The organism is Mesorhizobium sp. WSM4813 (genome assembly GCF_055811555.1).
Map to the genome: position 1 here is coordinate 1 of NZ_JBVVQU010000110.1, position 7946 is coordinate 7946.

8 protein-coding genes are annotated in these 7946 nt (G+C 59.7%); 5 read left to right on the plus strand and 3 right to left on the minus strand.

The features are described 5' to 3' along the window. Positions 1 to 1110 precede the first annotated feature (1110 nt). The 3 genes from AC0L25_RS31820 to AC0L25_RS31830 all read left to right on the plus strand — a co-directional run bounded on the left by AC0L25_RS31820 (position 1111) and on the right by AC0L25_RS31830 (position 2319). Positions 1111 to 1452 (plus strand): recombinase family protein, encoded by a 342-nt coding sequence (locus AC0L25_RS31820; RefSeq protein WP_473599090.1) that lies wholly within the window; start codon positions 1111 to 1113, stop codon positions 1450 to 1452. Beyond that, on the plus strand, positions 1437 to 1760 hold the full coding sequence (locus tag AC0L25_RS31825; protein WP_473599097.1) for a recombinase family protein: 324 nt from the start codon (positions 1437 to 1439) through the stop codon (positions 1758 to 1760). Before AC0L25_RS31820 ends, AC0L25_RS31825 begins: the two co-directional genes overlap by 16 nt. Positions 1761 to 2043: 283 nt before the next feature. Further along, positions 2044 to 2319: an ArsR/SmtB family transcription factor gene (locus tag AC0L25_RS31830; RefSeq protein ID WP_473599091.1), complete on the plus strand. Its 276-nt coding sequence runs from the start codon at positions 2044 to 2046 to the stop codon at positions 2317 to 2319. Here AC0L25_RS31830 and AC0L25_RS31835 read toward each other — a convergent pair. After that, a complete protein-coding gene (locus tag AC0L25_RS31835; protein ID WP_473599092.1) occupies positions 2277 to 2723 on the minus strand; it encodes a hypothetical protein in 447 nt (148 codons plus the stop codon). The two genes, AC0L25_RS31830 and AC0L25_RS31835, sit on opposite strands and share 43 nt — an antisense overlap. 208 nt (positions 2724 to 2931) lie before the next feature. On the opposite strand from AC0L25_RS31835, the gene AC0L25_RS31840 reads away from it, so the two are divergent. Beyond that, complete coding sequence (locus AC0L25_RS31840) at positions 2932 to 4119, plus strand: UvrD-helicase domain-containing protein (protein ID WP_473599093.1); 1188 nt, start codon at positions 2932 to 2934, stop codon at positions 4117 to 4119. Next, positions 4116 to 4784 carry a 3'-5' exonuclease gene (locus AC0L25_RS31845; protein WP_473599094.1) on the plus strand — a complete coding sequence of 223 codons (669 nt, stop codon included), beginning with the start codon at positions 4116 to 4118 and terminating at the stop codon, positions 4782 to 4784. The genes AC0L25_RS31840 and AC0L25_RS31845 overlap by 4 nt, the downstream gene beginning before the upstream one ends. A 198-nt stretch (positions 4785 to 4982) precedes the next feature. On the opposite strand, the gene AC0L25_RS31850 is transcribed toward AC0L25_RS31845, so the two are convergent. Next, positions 4983 to 5198 carry a helix-turn-helix transcriptional regulator gene (locus AC0L25_RS31850; protein WP_473599095.1) on the minus strand — a complete coding sequence of 72 codons (216 nt, stop codon included), beginning with the start codon at positions 5196 to 5198 and terminating at the stop codon, positions 4983 to 4985. 127 nt (positions 5199 to 5325) lie between these two features. Further along, positions 5326 to 7946 (minus strand): Ti-type conjugative transfer relaxase TraA (gene traA / locus AC0L25_RS31855; RefSeq protein ID WP_473599096.1); only part of this gene is annotated, 2621 nt, incomplete at its 5' end.

Consider the following 7946-nt stretch of genomic DNA (forward strand, 5'->3'; position numbering starts at 1 on the left):
CTCGTAAGGACGACCTTAAGAGCGCAGCCTCGCTATCCTGCCACGCTCGCGCAAGGCGGCCTTCGCCGGAGGCGTACCCGAAGCGTTGTGGTGCCCTAATAGAACAGTTCGTCAGACGGATCGTTCGCCGCTCCTCAGTGGCACTGGTCCAATATCCAAGAGGTTCGTTTGGGCGAGTTCATCGTTCTCGCTCGCGATGGGAGCATCGAAGGGCTCGTGATCGTTCGACGAACGCAATCCCAGACAGCCCAAAGCCAGCAGGATTCCCAGAGGGCAAGTGGCACAATTTGGGATGGACCACATTCATCCTCTTCGACCGGTCCAGGTCGCGGGATGAGCTGACTGTCGGACTGTTTCTGGAGCGGGTGAAACATAGCCCCCTTCTGAATCAAGAGAACGGCAAAGGTCGCGGAGCCCGAATCTACCCTGACACGCATAAGGGATATCGATGGCGTTGCGCTATTCGACCGTATTGCTGCGATCCGCGACATTGAGCGCCCTGGATGGCTAGACCGAGGGATCGAGAGCTCGATCGATCAAAGCTCTGACTTTGCCGGTAAATCTGCGGCCACCTACGCACGGCAATAATTCAGGCTCGTGTTGGCCAAGGACAATTCCGAAAGAGCCTCATTGCCTTATGGGGCGGAAAGGCTGCGCAACGGGCTAGATATCCTGGACCTGCTTGTTGCGTCTCACATTCACCCATGGGCAGCCGCAAGCGATGTAGAGAAGCTGGACCCCTTCATGACCTCCTGTTGTCCCCCGCCTTCAATGCTGCCTTCGACAAAGGCCTCATCAGCCTGAATGCGGACGGGACGTGGATGAACGCGGCAAATTTGTCGACTACACATTTGGAGCAAGCGCGCCTAACCTGGAGGGTTTCCCAGTGACAGGACTCAACATGCGCCACGACGAGTATCTCAGCATGCATCGTCACAGCGCTCAGGAACGCACGAAAACGTTGTCGTCACGATCATCATAGCTGCTGCTAACCTCCGACACCTTGTTAGCTCACTCGCCGTCATTGGCTCACCTATGGCGAGCACAGGTGCTATGTTCGCGATCAAGCCGCCGTTGATCTGGAGCGAATAATCTCCGACGTCTTCGTCTATGAAATACGTCGGCTATTATCGCGTCTCGACCAAAAAACAGGCGCGATCCGGGCTCGGCTTAGAGGCTCAGCAGCAAATGGTTCGGCAGTTTGTCGTGGCCAATGGGTCGCTGGTCGCAGAGTTCGTTGAGGTGGAATCTGGCAGGAACGATCAGAGATCTGAACTGGCAAAAGCGATGGTTGCGTCAAAAAAGGCGGGAGCATCGCTGTTGATTGCTCGCCTCGACCGCTTCTCGCGTCGTGTCAGCTTCATCGCCACTATGATGGAAAAGGGCGTTCAGCTGGTCGTCGCTGAAATGCCCATGCGACCGACTTCCAGCTGCACATTTTTGCCGCCCTAGCACAGGAAGAGCGGCGGTTGATATCTGAGCGAACGAGAGCAGCCCTTGCCCAAGCGAAGCGCAGAGGAACGATCCTTGGTCGGAATGGGACGGTCTTGGCCGAAGCAAACCGAAAAAGTGCCATTGCATTTGCCAACCACATAGAAAGCTTCCTGCCTGCTGGATGGCCGACAATGTCGTACTCAGAGATAGCTCGCCGGCTGAATGAGACCTGTGCGACAAGCCCAACCGGCAAGCAGTTTCATGCTGAAACAGTCAAGAACTTTGTCACCCGTCTGCCGGCTGGCCGGGCTCGTAAAACTGTTTGACCTTCTCGTGATGCCGCAGTCCTTCGGGGCGATAGGGCCTCAGCACATACTGAAGCACTTCAGATAGGCGAACCTATCCAACACCGACTGATGAAGTGTCGTATCTGCCGGTATGGTTCTGACGAAAGGTGCAACAAACCGGAATACGCTGCCATTCGTCGTGTTGTGGGCCTGCTGCGTCCGGACACGATTCCGCAAAATCTGCCCCACCTTTAGCCGTTGTCGATAGTTGTCTGGTTGAGGATATCGCCGCCCATCAGAACGTAGCTGATGGAGGTCGACGGTGGACGCACGAATCATCAAGGCGCTGGCTTCCGAGAGCAGGCTCAAAATCTTGGACTACCTGAACTGGCCAGAACTGTATTTTCCTGAGGTTCCAGACGCTCGGCAGACCGGCCTGACAAACAAGATGATTTGCAACCGGCTCGGTATCACACAGGAATCGGTCAGCTTACATATGCGCTGGCTCACGGAGACCAAGCTGGTCTGTTCCACGAAGATCGGGACGCATGTTTTCTACATGAGCGTCGTTCCGGTGCCGCGCGGCGCGACGAAGTAGTAGGCACGCGGCGGCGCAAACTCGCGGCGAAATGAATACCAGAGCATCTTGCCGATTTCGGGCCACGCCGTCCCGGGCGTGATGGCGTCGCGGTAGTGTTTGCACTGGTAGTTGTCCCAGACGCCTTGCAGATAATTCATGTCTTCGAACCCGGCGACATCGATGCCGCGATCGTTCGCGCCGGTATAACGCAGGACCTTTTGGTACTTGGTTTTGAGGGACGAGACCCACTCGTCGATGAAGGTCTCCCATTGCGCCGGGTCGTAGATGACGATGCGGACCAGAGGCTCGATTGGCGGCCCGCTCTGCACCTGCGTTGGTGAGAGCATTGTAGGACTTGGCTGAAGTGGCGCTATTTCGGCAAAATCCGCTGCCGCGCCGTCCAACGATGGCGCGGCAGTCAAGGTTTCTGAATCGCCTACCATCTTATTATAAGGTTACCGCCGGGAGGTTGCTGTCAATGATGGGTTATTTCAGTCAACCGGCAATACCCAAGTATAGCGCCGCTCAGATCTATACCCGCTCGGCGCCGCGCCCTCGAGCTTGACTTCGGCCGGCTTATGGGCGCGAAATTGATCTGGGGGATTTGGAATGAGGCGACCCTTTAGGCCGTTGAGCATCGACCAGCTTGAGGCGATACTGGAAAAAGCCACGGCAAGTGGTGATACCAAGGCTGTCAAAGCCGTGGTGGATGAAGCCGGAATTAGGTCAACAGCTCGGGCCGGGAGGCTTTTGGCCCGTGCGAAATCCGCATTGGATGTCAAGCAGACAGACCTCTTCGACCGAAGCCCCCAGATTTCTGGGAAGCGGCCCATCAAGGTACACAACAAGGTCGCAGCGAAATCCGGGAATCGCAAACCCACCGCGGAGCAGCAACAGGCAATCGACGCTTTCCTGTCCGGTGGCTCGCTCCGAATCAATGCTTATGCGGGCACAGGGAAAACCTCAACGCTGCAGTTCCTTGCCCACGCGACTCGGAGCCATGGCCAGTACATCGCCTTCAACAAGGCGATTGTCGGGGACGCCCGTGAGAAATTTCCTCCGACTGTAAATTGCTCGACGACACACAGCCTAGCGCTGAAGTCGCTGCACTCAGACTATAAGCAAACCAAGGATAAGTTCGCCGGGAAGGTCAGCGCGAAACAACTCGCGGAGGTTCTCGGATTCAAGAAGACTTGGCGGGTCGACCGTGATCATTCCCTACAGACAGTCTCACAGGCCTATTTGATCCAGCAGGCGGTCAAGCAGTTCGCCCATAGTGGGGACGAGGAAATCTCTAACGCGCACGTGCCTCGTCACGGATCGCTGCTGACCGCCAGTGAAGATACACTAAAAGCAGTGAACGAATTTGCGTGCAACACTGCTAAGCATGTATGGCAACGCATGTGCGACCCAAAGGACGCAATCCCGCTAGGGTTTGACGGTTTTCTGAAGCTTTGGGGACTATCTAAGCCGCAAATCGCAGCCGACTACATACTCCTCGATGAGGCGCAGGACACCAATCCCGTCGTGCTAGACGTACTGCGGCGGCAAAGCGCCCAGCTTGTCTACGTTGGTGACCGCTACCAGCAGATATACGAATGGCGTGGCGCGGTGAACGCGATGGAAGCTATCGAGACCGATGCCACTGTTAGCCTGACCCAGTCGTTCCGGTTCGGTCCCGAGATCGCCAGCGAAGCGTCACGCATCCTGCAGCGGCTGGGCGAGAGCGTGCCGCTTGCCGGCAATCCTGCCATGCGGAGCTGGGTCGGAACTGCAATCCCAACGCCATTCTTGCGAGGACCAACGCGAACGTCATGACGGCGTTAATCCAATGCCTCGACGAAGGTCGCAAGCCGCATCTCGTTGGTGACAACAAGGACATCAAGGAGTTGCTGTGGGGAGTGCGAGACTTGAAGGAGGGTCGTCCAACAGACGTCGCCGATTTCTTCGGTTTCACCAATTGGGAGTCGGTAGTCGATTTCGCCAAGACCACCGAGGGCGAACACCTGACCATGTTTGTCAATCTAGTTCAGAGTAAGGGCGAGAAGCGTCTGCTGTGGGCTATCAACCAAACCGTCAGCGAGGACGTGGCCGAGATCGTCATCTCAACAGCGCACAAGGCCAAGGGGCGGGAATGGAAGAATGTTCGACTTATGGACGACTTCCTGAAGACCCGAGAGGCACGCACTCCCGCGGAAAAGGCCAAAAAAGAGCGGGAGGACGCTGCGGAACTAAGGCTGTTCTACGTCGCCGTTACACGTGCCAAGGAGGCGATCGAGATCCCCATCATGGGTGGCAAAGGTGAACAACCCCGATCTTCGGCAATCTCATCAAGGCCTGCGGCGCAGGTGTTGGCCAAGTCTGTTGTGGCGCAACCGGTCGACTGGAAAGAGCCGTTTAAGCAAAGCAGCCAGGTCCAACCGCCCCGTGACATACAGAAACCAGCGAAGCGTGGCTTCTTCTCCCGTCTGTTTGGGAAGTAAGGTACCGCCGGGATAAGCCCCGGGCTGGGAGTCAACATGCACCCGCCTGCTCGCTTGAATGTCCGCTCGTAGGGTGACACTACCGCCCTTTCAGCGACCGACATGGGGCGCAAAGCGGCCATATCGCGGCAGTCCCTTGGTGGATTAGGCCATTTTCGCACTACCACGACTACTTGCACTTCGGCCTAAGCTGCGCGATCAGTCATCGAGTTTGGACTCATTCTTTGGCCGCCATCTGAAGGGATCAGTGATCCATCTGTTGATGTCGGATTCATGCCAGCCCGCGCCGTTGACGCTGATCCTGATCTGAGCCGGGAAGGTGCCCTCGGCGATCTTGCGATAGATGGTGGACCGCGACAGCCCGGTCCGGACAAGGACGGTTTTGAGCCGAATGATACGGTCTGGTTCGCGCATGGCCTGCCTCCTGCCGGTTATTTCTGACAACTGTCGAGACCAGACAGGGCGGACCGATACGGACGCGCAAGAGGGATCGCTGTAGCGTCGTAGGGTGACGTGGAAACGGCGGTAAATCGGACGGGGTCTAGATTCCGATGCCTCGCCCCCTACCGAGTCCGAGGCCGTGCGTGAAAGCGAGTGCCGCGCCGAAACGGCGGCCCGATTCGAACTGGATGCCAAGATCAGCTTTGCGGTTGGCTAGGAGGGATTCAAGCTGTGGATCGCGTCCGAGGCTTTTGGCCATGTCGCCCATCGCCGACCGCGTAGCCAGGTAGCCGGACATGTCGCCAGCCTGATACTGCCGTTGGCTGGTTTGGTCGAGCTTTTGCCAGCGCTCCACGAAGCGGTCGGCGCGGCGGCCTGGATCGGTGCGCAGTTCGGCTTCAAGCTGGAGGGCGCGGATAGCGCGGTTGACCCGGCCAGCGCCAGCCTCGCGGGCAAGGTCGGGGTCTTTGACGTAGGCCGCCTCGGCATCGCGCCAGCCATGCGGGCGCACCTCCTCGAAGGCTTTGCGGGCATCGGACAGTTCGCGCATCTGCGCCGGGTCAGCCTTGCCGCCAGCGTCTTCGATGCTGAATACGGCGTCCACGGCGCGGGCATGACGTTTGAGGGCGTCGGTTCGGGCGTGGCGCAGCGTTGCCTCGTGATCCTCGGAAGCCTCTCCCGCAGGTGTTTTGCTGTCGCGCCGCGTCTCCTTTCCGGCGCTTTCCCGTTCCGGCTTCCCTCCATCCGGGCCAAGCGATACGGGCTGGCGCAGGCCGTCGAATACGCCGCCGATCCTGTCGCGCAGCTTCTCCGGGACGACCCTTTTGACGATCTCGGCGACACGCTCACGGAAGGTAATGCCTCGTCGCTCGGCATAGCCTTGCACCGGATCGATCTGCCTGTAATCCGACGCCATGTCCTTTGCCCGGTCGCGCGACAAAGTGCGGACGAGCCGGCCCTGTGTAGCAAAGTCGTCGCGGCCATAATGCAGATCCATGCCGTCACGGTGCCGCGACAGGGCGACATAGCTGCCATGGGCGTCCAGGCCAGGCGTCGCCAGCACATGGGTGTGGTCCACGGTCATGCCTTGAGCCTTGTGGATGGTCGCCGCATAGCCATGGTCGATGCGGTCGTAGTCCTTGAGGTCGAAGCGCACGGAGCGGCCGTCGTCGGTGCGCACCGACATGGATTGCGTGCTGACCTCTTCGATGGCGGCGAGCGTGCCGTTCTTCACGCCAAGGCCGCGTTCGTTTTGGAGGAACATGACGCGGTCCCCGCTGGCGAAGCTCCGTTCGCCGCGCTCGACCGTGATCCGCACATCATCACCGAGGTCGCCCGCCACCCGCATCCGTTCCCGCGCGGCTTCGTTGAGCGCGCGCACCTCGTCATTGGTTTGGGTGAGGATGATGCGACTTTCGTCGGGCGCTTCCTGCCGGTCGCGGTCCCATCGCTCGACCAGATCGCCGCGTGCCTGTTCGCGCGTCTGGGCCTCATGCAACATGCCATGGGCATCATAGGCATTGATCGCAGCGCCGGCCCTGCCGGTCGCCAGATCGCGCGTGGCGTCCCGCTGCCAGTCCTCACGCTGGCGGCGCACGGTTTCGATTTCTGCACCGCCATGACGGTCGTGGATCGAGCGGAAGGCCGCGCCCGCCTCTATTGCTTGCAACTGCTGCGGATCGCCGACCAGCACGACCTTCGCTCCGGCCTCGGCAGCATGGGACAGCACCCGCTCCAACTGGCGCGTGCCGACCATGCCCGCCTCGTCGACCACCAGAACATCGTGCGTGGTGAGCATATCCCGGTCATGTCCCCAACCATGTTCCATGCTGGCGATGGTGAACGAGGCGATGCCCGATCCGCTTTCGAGATTTTCGGCCGCGATGCCGGAAAGTGCAGCGCCCCTGACCTGATAGCCCGCCGCTTCCCATGCCTCCCGCGCTACGCCCAGCATGGCGCTCTTGCCGGTTCCGGCATAGCCGACAACGATCCCCAGATCGCGCCCGTCCGTGATATGCGCCAGCGCGTCGGCCTGCTCACCCGACAGCACAAGTCCGCGCGCTTCCGCTCGGGCCAATGCCGCCTGCCTGTCGGTATCGCTTACCTCATGGCGTTCCCTCTCGGCCATCATTTCCGCCGCGTGGTGCAGCCGCTGTTCGGCCTCGATCATCTGGCGGGTGGTGAAGCGATCCACGCCGCGAGAATCCTTGCCGAGTTCGACCAGGTCGGGCGCGTTTCCTATTGCATCCATCACTTCGTTGAACTGATCGATCCCGTGGCTGTGCCGGTGCGCGAACTTTGCCATGTCGCGGCGCGTGAACGTCGATTGCTGATGCGTGATCGCATCCAGCGCCAGGTCGGGATCAGCGATGATGCGTTCGCCATTGCCGCGCGCGATCTCGCGGTGCAATTCGGCGCGGTCGGCTTCGGTCCCCTGATCCTCGATCCGATGCGCAGGCGCGCCGATCTGGCTTTGCGGCTCAAGCGCGATGCCCTGCGCTTCAAGGCTGCGATGGTCGATGCGCGCGTCTATGTCGAGTTCGGCCATGCGCTCATTGGCAAATTCGGCCCAACGTTCGCGCCAGCGCTCGACCATTTCCGTGCGGTTCCAGTCCCGCACCTTCTGGCCGAAGCCGTTTTCGTCTACCGCGCGCATGGTCAGCATGACATGCGCATGGGGTTTGGGCATGCCGTCCTCTGCCATGTCCCAATGCACATTGA